16 protein-coding genes are annotated in these 14,700 nt (G+C 70.2%); 13 read left to right on the top strand and 3 right to left on the bottom strand.

Features of this window, described 5'->3' with window-relative positions; genetic code table 11:
- The first annotated feature begins 21 nt into the window (after nucleotides 1-21).
- Entirely contained in the window at nucleotides 22-1,353 is a 1,332-nt protein-coding gene (locus IEY60_RS04865) for a M16 family metallopeptidase (RefSeq protein ID WP_189024946.1), read from the top strand.
- Nucleotides 1,354-1,409: 56 nt separating this feature from the next.
- A complete protein-coding gene (locus IEY60_RS04860) occupies nucleotides 1,410-1,604 on the top strand; it encodes a hypothetical protein (protein WP_189024191.1) in 195 nt (64 codons plus the stop codon).
- Here the strand turns inward: IEY60_RS04860 and IEY60_RS04855 are convergent.
- Complete coding sequence (locus IEY60_RS04855) at nucleotides 1,592-1,927, bottom strand: ArsR/SmtB family transcription factor (RefSeq protein WP_189024189.1); 336 nt, start codon at nucleotides 1,925-1,927, stop codon at nucleotides 1,592-1,594. The two genes, IEY60_RS04860 and IEY60_RS04855, sit on opposite strands and share 13 nt — an antisense overlap.
- A 92-nt stretch (nucleotides 1,928-2,019) precedes the next feature.
- Here IEY60_RS04855 and IEY60_RS04850 point away from each other — a divergent pair, with 92 nt between their 5' ends.
- Nucleotides 2,020-3,225 carry an MFS transporter gene (locus tag IEY60_RS04850; protein WP_189024188.1) on the top strand — a complete coding sequence of 402 codons (1,206 nt, stop codon included), beginning with the start codon at nucleotides 2,020-2,022 and terminating at the stop codon, nucleotides 3,223-3,225.
- A 51-nt stretch (nucleotides 3,226-3,276) separates the two neighbouring features.
- Here the strand turns inward: IEY60_RS04850 and IEY60_RS04845 are convergent, their stop codons facing one another.
- Nucleotides 3,277-3,672, bottom strand: a complete 396-nt coding sequence (locus IEY60_RS04845) for a VOC family protein (protein ID WP_229739604.1) — start codon at nucleotides 3,670-3,672, stop codon at nucleotides 3,277-3,279.
- Nucleotides 3,673-3,807: 135 nt separating this feature from the next.
- On the opposite strand from IEY60_RS04845, the gene IEY60_RS04840 reads away from it, so the two are divergent.
- The 10 genes from IEY60_RS04840 (at nucleotide 3,808) to IEY60_RS04795 (ending at nucleotide 14,167) form a co-directional block, all read left to right on the top strand.
- The gene (locus tag IEY60_RS04840) at nucleotides 3,808-4,914 is read left to right on the top strand and encodes an alcohol dehydrogenase catalytic domain-containing protein (RefSeq protein ID WP_189024186.1); all 1,107 of its coding nucleotides are present in this window, start codon (nucleotides 3,808-3,810) and stop codon (nucleotides 4,912-4,914) included.
- Nucleotides 4,915-4,985: 71 nt separating this feature from the next.
- The gene (gene dapB / locus IEY60_RS04835; protein ID WP_189024184.1) at nucleotides 4,986-5,732 is read left to right on the top strand and encodes a 4-hydroxy-tetrahydrodipicolinate reductase; all 747 of its coding nucleotides are present in this window, start codon (nucleotides 4,986-4,988) and stop codon (nucleotides 5,730-5,732) included.
- Entirely contained in the window at nucleotides 5,729-6,226 is a 498-nt protein-coding gene (locus tag IEY60_RS04830; RefSeq protein WP_189024182.1) for a hypothetical protein, read from the top strand. The genes dapB and IEY60_RS04830 overlap by 4 nt, the downstream gene beginning before the upstream one ends.
- Nucleotides 6,226-6,678, top strand: a complete 453-nt coding sequence (locus tag IEY60_RS04825; RefSeq protein ID WP_189024180.1) for a flavodoxin family protein — start codon at nucleotides 6,226-6,228, stop codon at nucleotides 6,676-6,678. The genes IEY60_RS04830 and IEY60_RS04825 overlap by 1 nt, the downstream gene beginning before the upstream one ends.
- A 251-nt stretch (nucleotides 6,679-6,929) precedes the next feature.
- Entirely contained in the window at nucleotides 6,930-8,360 is a 1,431-nt protein-coding gene (locus IEY60_RS04820; RefSeq protein ID WP_189024178.1) for an alpha/beta fold hydrolase, read from the top strand.
- A gap of 86 nt (nucleotides 8,361-8,446) precedes the next feature.
- Nucleotides 8,447-9,898: a serine hydrolase domain-containing protein gene (locus IEY60_RS04815; protein ID WP_229739603.1), complete on the top strand. Its 1,452-nt coding sequence runs from the start codon at nucleotides 8,447-8,449 to the stop codon at nucleotides 9,896-9,898.
- Nucleotides 9,899-10,014: 116 nt separating this feature from the next.
- Entirely contained in the window at nucleotides 10,015-10,689 is a 675-nt protein-coding gene (locus IEY60_RS04810) for a DNA-binding response regulator (RefSeq protein ID WP_189024176.1), read from the top strand.
- Nucleotides 10,686-11,909 carry a sensor histidine kinase gene (locus tag IEY60_RS04805; protein ID WP_189024174.1) on the top strand — a complete coding sequence of 408 codons (1,224 nt, stop codon included), beginning with the start codon at nucleotides 10,686-10,688 and terminating at the stop codon, nucleotides 11,907-11,909. Before IEY60_RS04810 ends, IEY60_RS04805 begins: the two co-directional genes overlap by 4 nt.
- Nucleotides 11,902-12,927, top strand: a complete 1,026-nt coding sequence (locus IEY60_RS04800) for a DUF8320 family protein (RefSeq protein WP_189024172.1) — start codon at nucleotides 11,902-11,904, stop codon at nucleotides 12,925-12,927. Before IEY60_RS04805 ends, IEY60_RS04800 begins: the two co-directional genes overlap by 8 nt.
- Before the next feature lie 40 nt (nucleotides 12,928-12,967).
- Nucleotides 12,968-14,167 (top strand): winged helix-turn-helix domain-containing protein, encoded by a 1,200-nt coding sequence (locus IEY60_RS04795; RefSeq protein ID WP_189024169.1) that lies wholly within the window; start codon nucleotides 12,968-12,970, stop codon nucleotides 14,165-14,167.
- Between the two features lie 10 nt (nucleotides 14,168-14,177).
- Here the strand turns inward: IEY60_RS04795 and IEY60_RS04790 are convergent, their stop codons facing one another.
- Entirely contained in the window at nucleotides 14,178-14,624 is a 447-nt protein-coding gene (locus tag IEY60_RS04790) for a toxin-antitoxin system HicB family antitoxin (protein WP_189024167.1), read from the bottom strand.
- Between the last annotated feature and the right edge of the window lie 76 nt (nucleotides 14,625-14,700).

Raw genomic sequence — 14,700 nt, 5'->3', positions numbered from 1 at the left:
GATCGGGTGACAGAGCCACAGTTGACCGAGTCGAGTACCGAAACCGCCGACGACGTCTTCACCGACGGTGGTGTGCGGCGCACCGTGCTCCCCGGCGGACTGCGCGTGGTCACCGAACACGTCCCCGGCGTGCGCTCGGCCTCCATCGGCGTGTGGGTCGGCGTGGGGTCCCGCGACGAAGGCCCCACCGTCGCCGGCGCGGCGCATTTCCTCGAACACCTGCTGTTCAAGGCGACACCCACCCGCTCGGCGCTCGACATCGCCCAGACGATGGACGCCGTCGGCGGCGAACTCAACGCGTTCACCGCCAAGGAACAGACCTGCTACTACGCCCACGTCATCGACGAGGACCTGCCGCTGGCGGTCGAACTCGTCTCCGACGTGGTGCTCAACGGGCTGTGCCGGGCCGTCGACGTCGACATCGAACGCCAGGTGGTGCTCGAGGAGATCGCCATGCGCGACGACGACCCCGAAGACCTGGTCGCCGACTCCTTCCTCACCGCCCTGTTCGGCGACCACCCGATCGGGCGACCCGTGATCGGCACCGTCGAATCCGTCGAAGGCATGCAGGCCGCGCAGCTGCGCGGATTCCACCAGCGCCGCTACCGGCCCGACCGGATGGTCGTCGCCGTGGCCGGCAATGTCGACCACGACCGCACGGTCGAACTCGTGCACCGCGCCTTCGCCGCGCACCTGGACTCCGCGGTCGAACCGGCGCCGCGCCGCGAGGGCAAGTTCCGCGCGCATGTCGCGCCAAGCCTGGTCCGGATCAACCGCGACAGCGAACAGACCCATCTCGTCTTCGGGGTGCGCGCGTTCGGCAGGCACGAAGGACAGCAGCGCTGGCCGCTGTCGGTGCTCAACACCATCGTCGGCGGCGGCCTGAGTTCCCGGCTGTTCCAGCGCATCCGGGAAGAACGCGGCCTGGCGTACTCGGTGTACTCGAGCGTGGACACCTTCGCCGACACCGGCGCGTTCTCCGTCTACCTCGGCTGCCAGCCCGAAAACCTCTCCCAGGTGGCGACTTTGGCGCGCGATGTGCTCGTCGACGTGGCGACCAACGGGGTCACCGACGCCGAATGCGCGCGCGCCAAAGGCGCGTTGCGCGGCGGTCTGGTCCTCGGGCTCGAGGACTCCGCCTCCCGGATGAACCGCATCGGCCGCAGCGAACTCAGCTACGGCAACCATCGCAGCGTCTCGGCGACCCTGGCCCGCATCGACGCCGTCACCACCGAGGAGGTCAGCGCGATCGCCCGGACCTTGCTCGCCCGGCCCTACGGCGCGGCCGTGGCTGGCCCGTACCGGCGCACCCGCGACCTGCCCGCCTCGGTGCGAAAACTGGTGGAGCACTGATCCTTTCGACCCCGACAGGGGAGGGGCGAGGTCGTGCCGGTACAGGCGGCGATCGAATGATGGCGTGGCTGCTCGCCTACCGGCCCGAACCCGACGAGACGCGGGCGCGGGCGGCGCTGGCCGAAGCGGCCGCCCTCCTGCCCGACGACGCCGATGTCCACTGCTCAGCGGCCGAGATCTACCAGCATCTGACCGATCGTGCCGGCCACCGACGACCACCGATCGCTGAGCGAACGCTCTATTCCTCGTGATGCGCGCGGTTGGCGGCTTCGACGATCGAGGTGAGCAGGCCGGGGACGGCGGCGTTCACTTCGGCGGTGCGCAGGCGCTGGTAGGTCTGGCCGTCGATGGTCAGGCGCTCGATCAGGCCCGCCTCGCGCAGGATCTTGAAGTGGTGGGTCGCCGTGGATTTGTTGATCGCGTCGTAGAGCGCCGCGCAGCGCAGCGGCTCGGCCGCGTTGCTGAGGCGGCGCACCATCTCCAGCCGCACCGGATCGTGCAGCGCACCCAGGACAGCGGGCAGCGCCGCGACCGGTAGGGTCGTCGCCGCGGAGAGGCCGTTAGCCTGAGTCATGATCTACCTCACTCCGGGGTTTGATAGCCATCATACTCGGCGTAGTGTCGAAGCCGTTCGATGGTTATCAAACTCACCTGATGGGGGCCGCCATGGCAGCGACAACGATGGCGCCGGTCGAATCCGGGCAGCGCTGGGCGTACGGGCTGGTGCTCGCCGCGACCGGCGTGGCGCTCGGCGTCTCGGGGGCGCCCGCCCCGCTCTACGGCATCTACGAGACCGAGTGGCATCTCTCGCCGCTCACCACGACCATGGTGTTCGCCGTGTACGCGGTGGCCGCCCTCGGCGCGGTGCTGGTCTCGGGCCGGGTGTCGGATGTGGTGGGGCGCAAGCCGGTGATCGTCGGCGCGTTCGCCACCATGATCCTCGGGCTGGTCGCGTTCCTGCTCGCCGATTCGGTGCCGATGCTGCTGCTGGCCAGGGCGCTGCACGGGGCGGCGGTCGGCGCCACCGTGGTGGCGGGCGCCGCGGCCCTGCTCGATCTGCGGCCCGAACGCGGTGCGCGCTCCGGGCAGCTCAGCGGTGTGGCGTTCAATGTCGGCATGGCGGTCGCGGTGCTGGGTTCGGCCGCGCTGGCGCAGTACGCGCCCTCACCGTTGCGCACGCCGTATGTGGTGATCGCGGTGGTCTGCCTGGCCGTCGCCGCGGGAATGCTCGCGCTGCGTGAACCGCACACCGCCCGGGTGAAGGGCCGCATAACCATTGCGAAACCGGCTGTGCCGCAAGAGATCAGGGCCGATTTCTGGTTCTCCGCGATCGGCGTGATGGCGGCCTGGTCGGTGCTGGGTGTGCTGCTGTCGCTGTATCCGTCGCTGGCCGCGGCCGAGACCGGGGTGCACAATCTGCTGTTCGGCGGGGTCGTGGTGGCCAGCACCGCGTTCGCCGCCGCCATGGTCCAGCTCTTCGCCACCCGGATTCCGGCGCGGCGGGCCGCGATCATCGGCGACCTCGGGATGGCGGCCGCGCTGCTGGCCACGGTGCCCGCTCTGGCCACCAGGCAACCGGTCGCGGTGCTGATCGCCGGGCTGGTGCTCGGCGCCACCTTCGGGCTCGGTTTCGGCGGTTCGCTGCGTCACCTGTCGGAGGTCGTGCCGCCGCACCGGCGCGGGGAGACCATGTCGGCCTACTATCTGCTCGCCTATTCCGCGATGGCGTTGCCGACGCTGGCAGCGGGGTGGGCGGCGACCACCTGGGGATTGTCGACGGTGTTCCCCTGGTTCATCGTGATCGTCGCGGTGGCCTGCCTGCTGGCCGCATTGCTCGGCGTGCGCGGAAGCCGTTCCTCGACAGCGCGATAACGACAACACCGGCCGGTCCGCGGGCTGCGGACCGGCCGGTGTCGTGGCGTCTTACGTGGGCCAGCCACCGTACGGAACGGTGAGCATCTCCAGGAAGTGCCCGTTGGGGTCGAGGAAATAGACTCCGCGACCGCCGTCGTTGTGGTTGATCTCGTTCACCCCGTGCTGCTGCGGATCAGCCCAATGGTCCAGTTTGTAGCGCTGGATCTTGGCGTAGGCCGCGTCGAACTCGGCCTCCGAGACGAGGAACGCGTAATGCTGCGGCTGGATTTCGGAAATGTGCGGCGGCACCCGAGCGAAATCGAACGTGACGCCGTTGTCGAGGGGGATCGGAATGAACGGACCCCACTCCTTTCCTATGTCCAACCCGAGGATGTCCGCCCAGAATTCGGCGGTTTCCCTATTATCGCGGCAACCGACAATGGTGTGATTGAACTGTACTGACAGGGGATTTCTCCTAGGTTCGTGATGGCGCCGACCCTGGGCACGGTACGAGGCGGCCGACAGGAGCACCATCACCGCGAACGAATTTAGCGCCGAATCCGCGGTCCCGCAACGGTCGTTTCGCGGTAGGTTCGCGCCATGAGGATTCGTGGAGCCGTCCTGGAACGCATCGCCGACCCGGCGCCGTTCGCCGCGTCGCAGCCGATCAGCGTGTGTGAGCTGGAATTGGCCGAGCCGGGTGCGGGTGAACTGCTGGTCCGGATCGAGGCGGCGGGACTGTGCCATTCGGATCTGTCGGTGGTCGACGGCAATCGGGTGCGCCCGGTGCCGATGCTGCTGGGGCACGAAGCGGCGGGCATCGTCGAGTCCGTCGGGACCGGTGTCGACGATGTGGCGGTGGGGCAGCGGGTCGTGATGACGTTCCTGCCGCGCTGCGGTGACTGCGCGGGCTGTGCGAGCAACGGGCGTACGCCGTGCGGGCCGGGCAGCGTCGCCAACAACGCGGGCGAACTCCTCGGCGGCGGGCGCAGGCTGCGCCGTGACGGCGAGGAGGTGCACCATCACCTCGGTGTCTCCGGATTCGCCACCCATGCCGTCGTCGACCGGCGTTCGGTGGTTCCCGTCGACGACGACGTGCCGCCGGAGGTCGCCGCGGTACTCGGCTGCGCGGTGCTCACCGGTGGTGGCGCGCTGCTCAATGCGGCGAAACCGGCGAAGGGTGACCGGATCATGGTCGTCGGGCTCGGCGGTGTCGGCATGGCCGCGGTGCTCGTCGCGGTCTCACTCGGACTCGGTGAGGTCGTCGCCGTCGACACCGTCGGCGAAAAGCTCTCGCTGGCACGGGAATTCGGCGCCACCGCGGTGTTCACGCCGGGCGAGATCGCCGAGCAGGGCGTGCAGGCCGACGTGGTGATCGAGGCCGCCGGCAATGTGCGCGCCTTCGAAACCGCCGTCGCCGCAACAGCTCCCGGTGGCGTCACCGTGACGGTCGGCCTGCCCGCTCCGACCGCCACCGCCACGATCTCCCCTCTGGCGCTGGTCGCCCAGGGTCGCACCATCATCGGCAGCTACCTCGGCTCGGCCGTGCCCGACCGCGACATCCCCGAATACGTGCGCCGGTGGCGCGCCGGCACGCTGCCGCTGGAGCGGCTCGTCTCGTCCCGGATCGGCCTCGACCAGGTCAACCAGGCGATGGACGAGCTCGCGGCGGGCGCGGCACTGCGGCAGGTGATCGTCTTCGACTGACCTCGCGCCGGGTCGCCCGCCGCTGCTCGATAGGCTTGCCGACAAGTGAGCAGCGAGACGAGGAGATGCGGGTGACCATTCGGGTCGGAGTGCTCGGAGCACACGGCAAGGTCGGACAGGCGATCTGCGCGGCCGTGGAGGCGGCGGCCGATCTGGAGCTGGTCGCCCAGGTCGACAAGGGTGACGCGCTCGAGACGTTCACCGAGACCGGCACCCAGGTGGTCGTCGACTTCACCCACCCCGATGTGGTGATGGGGAACCTGAAGTTCCTGGTCGAGAACGGGATCCACGCGGTCGTCGGCACCACCGGTTTCGACGAGGCCCGCCTGGCCGAGGTCCGGTCCTGGCTGGCGCAGCGTCCCGAGGTCGGCGTGCTGATCGCGCCGAACTTCGCCATCGGCGCGGTGCTGTCGATGCGGTTCGCCGAGCAGGCGGCGCGGTTCTTCGAATCGGTCGAGGTCATCGAGCTGCACCACCCGAACAAGGCCGACGCGCCCTCGGGCACCGCCTACCGCACCGCCGCGCTGATCGCCGCGGCCCGCGCCGAGGCCGGCGTCGGGCTCAGCCCCGATGCCACCACCACCGAACTCGAGGGTGCCCGCGGCGCCGACGTCGACGGTGTGCGGGTGCACTCGGTGCGCCTGGCCGGGCTCGTCGCCCACCAGGAAGTGCTGTTCGGCACCCAGGGCGAGACCCTGACCATCCGCCACGACTCCATCGACCGGAACTCCTTCGCGCCGGGCGTGCTGCTCGGCGTGCGTGAGATCGCCGGGCGCCCCGGCCTGACCGTGGGACTCGACCCCTTCCTGGATCTGTGAGCGCACCCGAACCCGCCGCGCGGCGACCTGATCGTCAGGTCGTGAAAATCGTTGCGCTGGTGGCGTTCCTGGTGCTGGCGCTGATCTACTACTTCATCCGCCTGGGCGGGCTCGCCATCGCCTACATCGCCGACGGCGGCTTCGCCGGCATCGCGATCGGCATCGGCATGCTGCTGCTGCCGACGGTCGGCGTGTGGATCGTGTGGACGACGCTGCAGGCGGCACTGGCCCATCAGCACCTGGCCCGCCGCATCCACGACGAGGGACTCGAGGTCGACACCTCGCAGCTGCCGCACCGCCCCTCCGGCCGCATCGAACGCGCGGCGGCCGACGCGTTGTTCGCGCAGATCAAGACCGAATGGGAAGCCGACCCGGACAATTGGCGGTCCTCCTACCGGTTGGCCCGCGCCTACGACTACGCGGGTGACCGCACCCGCGCCCGCGAGACCATGCGCCGCGCGGTGGCACTGGAGAAGCTGGAACGGGAGGCCTAGTGGCCCGGTTGCTCGTCGTCCACCACACGCCGTCGCCGCACACGCAGGCGATGTTCGAGGCGGTGCTCGCCGGGGCGACCGACCCCGAGATCGAGGGTGTGGAGGTGGTCCGCCGGGCCGCGCTCGCGGTCACCGCCGTCGACGTGCTCGAGGCCGACGGCTACCTGCTCGGCACCCCGGCCAACCTCGGGTACATGAGCGGTGCGCTCAAGCACGCGTTCGACACCATCTACTACCCGTGCCTCGACTCGACCCGCGGCCGCCCTTATGGCCTCTACCTGCACGGTAACGAGGGCACCGAGGGTGCCGAGGCGAGCGTGGAGCGGATCACCACCGGGCTGGGCTGGCAGCGGGCAGCCGCCGCGGTCGTCGTCTCGGGGCCGCCGAGCAAGGCCGATCTGGAGCGGTGCTGGGAACTCGGCGCGACCGTCGCGGCCCAGTTGATGGACTGAGCGGACGGCGGGAGCCCCGCCCGATTCCAGGATGCGGCCAGGCCGCGATCACCGGTGTTTCGGCTGCCTGGCGTGATCGCTTCGGTGCGAAGATGTGTGGTGTGCGGATCCTTGGCTCGATCCCCGTCAGCGCTCGTCCGGCGCGCTCCGTGCGCCGCGAGTGGACAGTCTGTCTCGCCCTGGCTTCGACCGTCCTGATGGCGGCCTGCGGTCCCTCTAGTTCGCCGCCGGACACCGCACAGTCTGCGACCATGCCGACGACAGCGGCCCACGCGCCGGCGAAACTGGAGCCGCGTGACTGCCCGGATCTGCCGGAACTGGCCGACGCGCAGTGCTGGACCATGGAGGTGCGGGCGAATCGCATCACCGGCCAGGGCACCGTCCGATTGCCGGTGGCGAGAATTCCGGCGGAAATCCAGCCGGCGGAGCCGGATCCGATCGTGCTTCTCACCGGCGGGCCGGGTAACGATGCGATCCTGGACCCGCCGATTCCGAATGGTGTGGGCCGAAATCGCGATCTGATCCTGATGTCGGCCCGGGGCACGCTCTCCGCGGAACCGGCGCTGACGTGCCCGGAAATCGATGCGTTCTACGCCGAACGGGTAGGTCTGGTGTTCGGCTCGCCCAGCACCGGCAGCAAGAATGCGGACGCGGCCAAGGCGTGCTACGACCGACTTTCGGATAGCGCGGACTTGGCGGCATTCAACACCGTGGAAATGAGCTACGACCTGGCGGAGTTGCGGGCGGCGCTGGAGATCGACCGGTGGAATATCTATTCGCATTCCTACGGCACCGACCTCGCGCTGGTCTACATGCGTCAGGACCCGCAGGCTATCCGGTCGGTGACCCTGGATGGGGTGACGCCGCCGTCGGTCGCCGCCCTCGGGTGGACCTGGGCCAGTGCGCGGGAAGCCTTCGACAACATGACCGCGGCATGCGAGGCGCAACCGCAGTGCGAAGCTGCCTACCCCGACCTCGCGGACAAGTTCGTCGACATGGTGAACAAGCTCGAGGCGCAGCCGATCACGACCACCGTCGACGTCCACGGTAGGAACACCACCGTGGTCCTCGACGGTGGCACGCTGCTGAACTGGTTCGTCCCGATGGCCACCCATTTTCCCGCGGAGTTTCCCGCAGCGATCTACGAACTGGCCGAGGGCAAGCCGGAGCGCATCGCCCAGGTCTGGGCAACGGTCTGGACGGATCCGGCCAAGGCCGGGAAGTTCGGCTGGGGCCTGGCGTTGAGTGTGTGGTGCAGCGAATGGGTGCCGTTCGAGACCCGCGAGGACGAACTCCGGATGGCGGCGGAGGCCTTCCCCGCGTTTCCCGATTCGGTGCGCGAGCAGGCGCCGCAATTGCCGTTCCTTCGCGAAGTATGTGCGGTGTGGCGGGTGCCGAAAGGGCCCGACGCCATCCGCGACGTCACGACAAGCGATATTCCGACGCTGGTGCTGTCCGGTAGCTACGACGGGCAGACCGGGGCCCGATGGGGACACTATGTCGCCGCGGACCTTTCGCGTTCCACGGAGGTGACCGTGCCGGGCGTCGCACACGGCATCTACACCGATCCCTGCGCGGCCCAGATCGCGGTCTCGTTCTACGAGAATCCGCTCGAGCCCGACACCGGTTGCGTCAGCGCGGTACAACCGCCCCCGTACGCCGTCAACCCGCCGCCGCCGTGACCCGGTCCGGTCCCGGCCCCGCCGCTACCGCGGTGTCGCGGCGTTCGGTGCTCGGTGGTGCCGTCGGCGGTGCGGCGCTGCTCGCGCTGCCGTCCTGTTCGCCGACGCCCTCGCCCGCCCCGGAAGCGACCGCAAAGGACTCCGCGTTCGGCGAACTCGACGCCAAGATCGAAGCGGGCATGCAGTCCTACGGGATACCGGGCGTGGCCGTCGGCGTCCTGGCAGGCGGACAGGAATACATCAAAGGGTATGGCGTCACCAATGTCGACCACCCGGTGCCGGTCGACGCCGACACGGTGTTCCGGATCGGTTCCACCACCAAGACATTCACGGGCACCGCCATGATGCGGTTGGTCGACGATGGCACGGCGGAGCTGGACGCGCCGGTGCGCCGCTACCTGCCGGACTTCGCTGTCGCCGATCCGGCGGTCGGCGCCGAGGTCACCGTGCGCCAGCTGCTGAACCACACCGCCGGCTGGCTGGGCGACGATCTGCAGGACTTCGGACGCGGCGACGACGCGCTGGCTCGCTATGTGGCCTCGATGACCCGCTTGCCGCAGCTCACGCCGCCGGGCAGCGTATTCGCCTACAACAACGCCGGACTGGTGGTCGCTGGGCGGATCATCGAGGTCGTCACCGGATCGACGTACGAGGCAGCGGTGCAGAATCTGCTGCTCGACCCCCTGGAGTTGAGCCGTACCCGATTCTTCTCGGACCAGATCATCGGCTTGAACATCGCCGCCTCCCATACCGTGGTCGACGGCAAACCGGTGGTGGACACGGGGTTCTGGGAATTCCCGCGCAGCTGCAACCCCACCGGGTCGTTGATCTCGAGCGTCCGGGATCAAGTGCGCTACGCGCGTTTTCACCTCGGCGACGGCACCGCGCCCGACGGCCTCCGCCTCCTGAGCAGGCAGGCCGTCGAGGCCATGCGCTCCGACCCGGGGGCGGGCGGGACGCTGCAGGTCGAGCTCACCGGCATGGGCGTGACCTGGATGCTGCGGCCCTCCGCCGAGAACGAGACGATCGTCCAGCACGGCGGGACCTGGTCGGGGCAACGCTCCGGCTTCTTCCTGGTGCCCGGCCGCGACTTCGCCATGACCGCGCTCACCAACTCCGAGGGTGGCGCGCAACTGCTCACCGACCTGTTCGCCGACGACTGGGCACTGCGCCGTTTCGCCGGGATCGGCAACCTGCCCGCGACGCCGCAGGTCCTCGGCGCGGGCGAGCTCGCACCCTACGAAGGGCGTTACGCGACCCAGCAGGTCGTCGAAACGGGCAGCCTCGAATCGGTCGTGATCGACTTCGTCGCCAGGGACGGCCGCCTGCACGGCACCATGAGCGACGGGGCAGACCCCAGCACGAATCCCGATGAGAACGGCGGCGCACAACTCGGACTCGCGTTCTACAAGGCCGACTACGGTCTCGACCTCGGGCCGGACGGCACACCGGTCGGCACCCGATCCGACTTCGTGCGCGGCGACGACGGGAAGATCGCCTGGTTCCGCAGTCACGGACGCCTGTACCGACGGCAATGACCGCGGCGGCCCCGAATTCTGGTGGGCTGACATGCCGGCCCCCGATGCGGTAGAACTCGACTCCGAGGTGTTGCGGGCTGGCCGCGGATGGGTGTTCGAGGATTGGGGAGTGGTCGGTGAGCGAGTTGCAGCAGACTCCGGCGGTACGGCGGATCGGACTGGTCGAGGACCACGAGTCCGTGGCGATCGGGCTGGCGGCCATGCTCGGGCCCGAACCCGACCTGGATCTCGTCGCGACCGCCGACACCGTGTCCGGGCTGCTCGCCGCCGACGCCGCCCTGGACCTGGTGGTGCTCGACCTGCGCCTGCCCGACGGCTCCACTCCCGAGGACAATGTCACCGCGCTGCGCGAACGCGGTATCGAGGTGCTGGTGTTCACCGGCGCCGACAACGCGTTCCTGGTCCGCTCGGCCGCCAAGGCCGGTGTGCTCGGGGTGCTGCGGAAGTCCGAGAGCGTGGCGACGGTGGTCGAGGCGGTCCGCCGGGCCGCCTCCGGGGAACAGGTCGTCACCACCGACTGGGCCGCCGCGATCGACGGCGACCCGCAGCTCTCCGACGTCGGGCTCAGCCCGCGCCAGGAGGAAGTGCTCATGCTGTACGCCTCGGGGGAGAAGGCGTCGCGGGTGGCCAGGCTGACCGGCCTGTCCGAACAGACCGTCAACGACTACCTGGGCCGCATCCGGCAGAAATACGCCGACGCGGGCCGTCCGGCCCCCACCAAGACCGATCTGTACAAACGGGCCGTCGAGGACGGATGGCTGCCCGTGCCGGAACGGCAGCAGCGCACGTGACCACCACCGCGGCCCGCGCGCAGGCGCCGGTGCCCGCCGCGGTGGACACCGAGCTCTCGCGGGCGGCGACCGATCAGATCCTGCGCAGGCTCGGGGTGGTGATCGGCGTCGGCGCGATGATCGTGATGACCCTCGAACTGCCCGCGGTGCTGATCCAGCCCGCCAACCGCTCGGTGTGGCCCGAAGTGCACCTGGTGGGGGCGTACCTGTTGTTCGCGCCGCTGGCGATCGTGTCGGCGCGCGGAGCGGTCACCGCGATCCGCCGGGTCGCCGGGGCGGCCGCGATCTGCTATCTCGTGGCGACGGTGACGACGCCGCTGGTGTACTCGGTGGTGACGATCGGTTCGTTCGCGTCCTGGCCGTATCGCGGGCTGGTCCTCGGGGTGATGGCGGGTGGACTCGCCTGGTCGGGCCAGGTGGCGGTGGCCTTCGCGGCGGTGCTCGCCGTGGCGACCAGTGCCTCCAATGCCGCTGTCGTCCCGGACAGTTCGGCGTGGGCGATGTTCGGTGACGTCACCAGGGCGCTCGGGGTAGCCGCCCTGTTCCTGTGGTGTGTGGTCTACGCGCGGACCGCCGCCGAACGCGTCGACCGGGAAGCGGTCCGGCAGCGTTCGCGGGCGGCGACGGTCGCGGCGACCGCGGCCCGCGAGCGCGAGGGCGCCCGGTTCGCCGCGCTGATCCACGACGCGGTCCTGTCGACGCTGCTGGAGGCCTCCCGCGAGCAGCAACCCTCCCAGGTCCTGCGCAAGCAGGCCGCGCGCACGCTCGAACAGCTCGAACAGGCCCGCAGCGCACCGGAACTCGACCATCTCGACGCGGCCGCCGCCGTGGATTTCGTGCGCGCCGCCGTGCGCGAGGTCGATCCCGAGCTGCCGGTCCAGGCCTCGCGGCGCGGCGCGGATCTGTGCCTGCCGCTGGAAGCCGCACAGGTGCTCGGCGCCGCACTCAGCGAAGCGGTGCGCAACAGCGTGCGCCACGCCGACGTCGCGGGCAGACAGGTGCGGCGCGAGGTCGCCGTCACCATCGCCACCGGCGGCATCCGGGTGGTGCTCACCGACGACGGCGCCGGCTTCGACCCGGCCCGGGTACCGGCCGACCGGATGGGGATTGCGGGCAGCATCCTCGGCCGGATGCGCACGCTGGCAGGCGGCGCGGCCTTCGTGGAGTCGGCGCCCGGCGCGGGCACCGTCGTCACCTTGGTGTGGGGCAGTCATGGCTGAGCGCGATCTGCCGTTCGGCATCCGCGATCTGTTCGGCCTCAGCGACGGCATGGCCTGGCTGTTCGTGGTGATCTTCGAGGCCACCATCATCATGTACCTGCGGGTGAACTTCGACATCGTGCCGCCGGTACCGGCCGCCGCGGCCCTCGTGCTGATGGCCGTGGCCGCGCTGGTGGTGCTGGTCTTCCCGGTGGACCCGCTGCCGTGGCCCGCCACCGCCTACGTCGCCTGCGCCGGTCCCGCCGCGATGGCACTGACCGTGCCGTGGGTCGAGAACCCCACCGGCTTCTCGCATCAGCTGTGGACCGCCTACCCGACGTCGTACCTGCTGGCGATGCTGGTGCTGCGCGGGCGGATCCTGTCGGCCTGGCTCGGTGTCGCCGCGGCCGCGACCGTGCTCGTCACCATGGGCGTGTTCACCACCTGGCACCCGGAGACCGTGGTGCGTGCCCTGACTCCGGTGGCCACCGTCGGCGTGGTGACGGTGTTCATGGCGATCGTACGGCCCACCCAGCGCTCGCTGCGGGAACTGCGCGACCAGGCCAACCGGCGCGCGGCCACCGAGGCGGCGCTGACCGCGGCCACCGCCGAACGCGACCGGCAGCTGACCAGGCTCGACCAGGTCGCCGGGCCGATCCTCGCGCGCATCGCCGAGGGCGCCCAGCTCACCGCCGACGAACGCGAACAGTGCAGACTGCTCGAAGCCGAACTGCGCGACGGACTGCGCGCCCCGGAACTGGTGACCGAACGGCTCAGCGCCGCCGCCCGCGGCGCCCGCTCCCGCGGTGTGGAGGTGACCCTGCTCGACGACGGCGGCTTCCGCGGCGTCCCGACCTGGGTGCGCCACAACGTGATCGACGCCGCCGTCGGCGAACTCGACACCGCCGAGGCGGGCACCGTCACCGTGCGCGTGCTGCCGATCGGGCGGCGATGGGTCGCGACCGTGCTGGCGGCGGCGCCGACCGGGGACCGGCGCACCGAGATCGACACCGCGGGGGTCGTGCGGGTCTCGACCTGAGCCCACATCACTTGTCGTACCCCTGTGCCAGGGTGAGGGGATGCAGCGGATGAATGCGGCGACGGCCCGGCGGATCGCGCTGGCCGCGCAGGGTTTCGGGAAACGCCGGCCGGCCAAGCCGAATCGACGGGCCGTCCTCGATGTCGTCGCCAGAACCCGTCTGCTGCAACTGGATTCGGTGTCGGCGGTGGTGCGCGCGCATTACGCGCCGGTGTTCAGCCGGATCGGCCCCTACGATCGCAGTCTGCTCGAGAGCGCGGCGTGGAGCGACAGCCCGCGGGCCCGCCGCGGCCTGGTCGAGTACTGGGCGCACGAGGCCGCGCTCATCCCGGTCGCGGACTGGCCGCTGATGCGCTGGCGGATGGCCGAGTACCGGAACGGGCGCTGGTCGGGCATGCGCAAGGTCGTCGAGCGCAACCCGACTCTGGGCAAGGACATCCTCGATGTCGTCACCGAGGTCGGCGCCGCGAGCGCGGGCGAGATCGAACGTCATCTGGAGCTGGACAAGCCGCGCCCCAAAGGCACCTGGTGGAACCTCAGCGACACCAAGATGATCTGTGAACAGCTCTTCGCCGCGGGGGAGCTGTCCATCGCGCGCCGGGCCGGTTTCACCCGCCTCTACGACCTCACCGAACGCGTCGTCCCGGCCGACGTCCGCGACCGCGAGGTCACCGAGGACGACGCCGTGCGCGAACTGCTGCGCCGCTCCAGCCGAGCGCTGGGTATCGGCACCGAGACCGACCTGCGCGACTACTACCGCCTGAACCGCCGCCAGACCGCGCCCGCGATCGCCGACCTGGTCGACGCGGGCGAACTGATCCCGGTCGACGTCGACGGCTGGGACGCACCGGCCTACCTGCACCCGGAGGCGAGCACCCCGCGCACGATCACCGGCGCCGCCCTGCTGTGCCCGTTCGATCCGCTGATCTTCTTCCGGCCGCGCACCCAGCGGATCTTCGACTTCCACTACCGCATCGAGATCTACACGCCCGAACCCAAACGGGTGCACGGCTATTACGTCTTCCCGTTCCTGCTCGACGGCCGCCTGGTCGGCCGCGTCGACCTGCGCGCCGAGCGCGGCAGCGGCAGGTTGCTGGCACCCGGCGCGTTCGCCGAACCCGGCTACGCCACCGCCGAGACCGCGGACGCACTGCGTGGTGCGCTGCGGGAGATGGCGGACTGGCTCGAACTCGACGACGTCGTCGTCGGCGAGCGCGGTGACCTCGCGCCGCTGCTGTGAGGGTGCCCGGCTACCAGCCCTTCGGGCCCTGGCCGCGCATCTGATCACGCAGCGCCCCGGTGACCGCGCCCGAGAGCCACGAGTTGAGCGATTGCCCGTTCTGCGCCGCCGCCTCCTCGGCCTTGGACTTGAGCTGTTCGACCAGGCGCAGGGTGACCCGGCTGATGTCGCCGGTCATCTCCTCGAAGGTCGGCGGTTCCTCGGAGCCCGACGGCGTGTTCTTGCGCACGTCGGCCACCGCCTCGGTGCCCTCCAGACGGACGTGCACGGTGCGGTCGCCGAGCTCGGTGCTGATCTCGGCGGCCAGTTCCGACAGCGCCGACAACAGCACGAGCCGGCTCGAACTCTCCACCGCCGCGGCCAGGGCGGCGGCGGTGGCCTGCGTTTTCTCGTCGCCGAGCGCAGCGGCGGCGATCAGTTCCTCGCGCAGCCGCGCGGTATGAGCGTTCAGATCCATGACATCAGTGTGCTGTCATATCTGACATCACGCAAGGGCGGCGGTGATGTCACCCTCGGGGCAGGCAGGCGGCGAA

The sequence above is a fragment of the Nocardia rhizosphaerihabitans genome, from assembly GCF_014646295.1.
Taxonomy (GTDB): domain Bacteria; phylum Actinomycetota; class Actinomycetes; order Mycobacteriales; family Mycobacteriaceae; genus Nocardia; species Nocardia rhizosphaerihabitans.
Note: the sequence above shows the minus strand (reverse complement) of the source record. Positions and strands in the feature narration are given on the sequence as shown.